The 2,538-nt window shown below is 36.8% G+C and carries 1 protein-coding gene; it reads left to right on the top strand.

The window, feature by feature from the left end:
- Positions 1-104 precede the first annotated feature (104 nt).
- Positions 105-2,513: a glycoside hydrolase family 31 protein gene (locus tag ON07_RS13800; protein ID WP_010232642.1), complete on the top strand. Its 2,409-nt coding sequence runs from the start codon at positions 105-107 to the stop codon at positions 2,511-2,513.
- Positions 2,514-2,538: the final 25 nt, after the last annotated feature.

Below are 2,538 nucleotides of genomic sequence, written 5' to 3'. Positions count from 1 at the left end.
AAACAAAAACGTCTCGACTTCGCTCGACGTGACAATTTGTTTTCTTATTAAATTATTATGTGTTTTATCATTATCGCGTATAACAAAAAGCTGAAATAAACTATATGAAGACCCTCCCAAATAATATAAAATCGCTTTTAGTTCTTGTTCTCTTCGGAATGAGTTCTGTCCTTGTAGTTGCGCAAAATCCAGATAGAACCTACAAGAGCTTTGAAGAAAATGGGGGAGTGGTAACCGTATCGACTAACGATGGGCAGTACAGATTTCAGGCCTATACACCTGAGATCATGGAAACCAGTTTTATTCCATCGGGAGAAAAGTTTATACCTGAATCTTTTGCAGTGGATTTAGAACCTTCAGAAGTTGAAACCAAAGTTTCAGAAAATTCATCGGAACTTCAAATTGAAACTCCAGGAATTAAGGTCGTGGTTTCAAAAAATCCATTTCAAGTGAGTTATTTCTATAATGGGGAAGAAATAATTTCAGAAAAAACAGGCTATTCTAAGTCCGAAACGCACGAGAAAATCGATTTCAATATCGCAGAATATGAAGCTCTTATGGGTGGAGGAGCTCGCGCCTTGGGAATGAACAGACGTGGAAACCGATTAGAATTATATAATCGTGCCCATTATGGATATGGTACAAAATCTTCTTTATTAAATTATACCTTACCAATCGTCTTATCTTCAGAAAAATATATGTTGCATTTTGATAATGCTCCTATTGGGTTTTTAGATCTGGATAGCAATCACTCCAATACCTTAAGTTATGAGACGATAAGTGGAAGAAAAACCTATCAATTAATCGTAGGGAAGACTTGGGAAAAGATCACAGAAAATTACACACTTTTAACCGGGAGACAACCTTTGCCTCCAAGATGGATTTTTGGAAATTTTTCGAGCAGATTTGGATATCACTCTCAGGAAGAAGTAGAAAATACCATAGCAAAATTCAAAAAAGACAGTATCCCGGTAGATGCTGCTATTTTGGATCTTTATTGGTTTGGCCACGAGATTAAAGGGACTATGGGAAATCTAGAGTTTGTGAAGGATTCTTTCCCGCAACCTAAAAGAATGATTGCTAAACTGGCAGATGAAGGAGTAAAAACAGTACTGGTTACGGAACCATTTATTCTAACAACTTCCAAGAAATGGGACGAAGCGGTACGTGAACATGTGCTTGCTAAAGATTCTTTAGGAAACCCTTACAAATTCGATTTTTACTTTGGAAATACAGGTTTAGTAGATGTCTTTGATTCCAAAGGAAAAGGATGGTTTTGGAATATTTATAAAGACCTTAAATCTTTTGGAGTTGCCGGATGGTGGGGAGATCTTGGAGAGCCGGAAGTACATCCAACTAAATTGAAGCATAGTATTGGTTCGGCAGATGAGGTTCATAATATTTACGGTCATTATTGGGCAAAAATGCTAAAAGAAGGATATGAAATGGAATTTCCTGAAGAGCGTCCTTTCATACTAATGAGAGCGGGAGCTGCCGGATCTCAACGTTTCGGATTAATACCATGGTCTGGAGATGTAAATAGAGGCTGGAATGGTTTAAAACCACAACCGGAGATCAGCTTACAAATGGGAATGCAAGGCTTGGCATATATGCACTCAGATCTTGGTGGATTTGCCGGCGATTTGGAGGATGATGAGTTATATGTGAGATGGCTGCAATATGGAGTTTTTCAACCTGTATTCCGCCCACATGCACAGGAAGAAGTAGCATCGGAACCTGTGTTTAAAAATGAAAAGACCAAAGCTTTGGCAAAAAAGGCTATCGAGCTGAGGTATAAATTATTGCCTTATAATTATAGTCTAGCTTTTGAAAATCATATTTCAGGGAAACCATTAATGCGACCTTTGTTCTTTGAGGAACCTGAAAATTATAAAATGTATGCGATTTCCGAAACTTATTTATGGGGAGATAGCTTTTTGGTATCGCCGGTTTTAAAACCTGGGATTAGGTCTAAAGAAGTGATTTTTCCTTCAACAAATAACTGGTTCGATTTTTATACCGGCAAAAAGTATGCTAAAGGCACATTAGCAAAGGTCGAAGTGGTAGAAGAGCATATTCCGGTATTTGTGAGAGGTGGCGCATTTATTCCAATGGCTAGACCTATGCAAACCACAGCCAATTATGACGCTTCGGCTTTAGATGTGCATTTTTATTATGATGAACAAGCTAAAAATAGCACTGCTTCACTATATAATGACGACGGTAAAACTTCAAATGCATACGAAAAAGGGATGTTTGAGAGCATTGAAATGGAGGCTGAAGTCGATACTGAGGCGATAAACATCACAATTCAGAAAAAATTAGGAAAAAATGCCATCTCAGAAATTGATCTGATAGATCTTCATATTGAAAACCTTAAAAAAGAAGTACTGTTTGTTTATGTAAACGGAATAAAATTTACCGGAAAAAATTATATGCATTTAGGAAAACTAAGCATTCCGGTGAGATTCGATAAAGCAGAAACAACTATAAAAATTGAATTTAATAATTAAAACCTAGTATCCAATGATGAAAAAA

The sequence above is a fragment of the Gillisia marina genome, from assembly GCF_000258765.1.
Lineage (GTDB): Bacteria > Bacteroidota > Bacteroidia > Flavobacteriales > Flavobacteriaceae > Gillisia > Gillisia marina.
The sequence above is the reverse complement of the archived record's forward strand: the minus strand, read 5'-3'. Positions and strand labels throughout refer to the sequence as shown.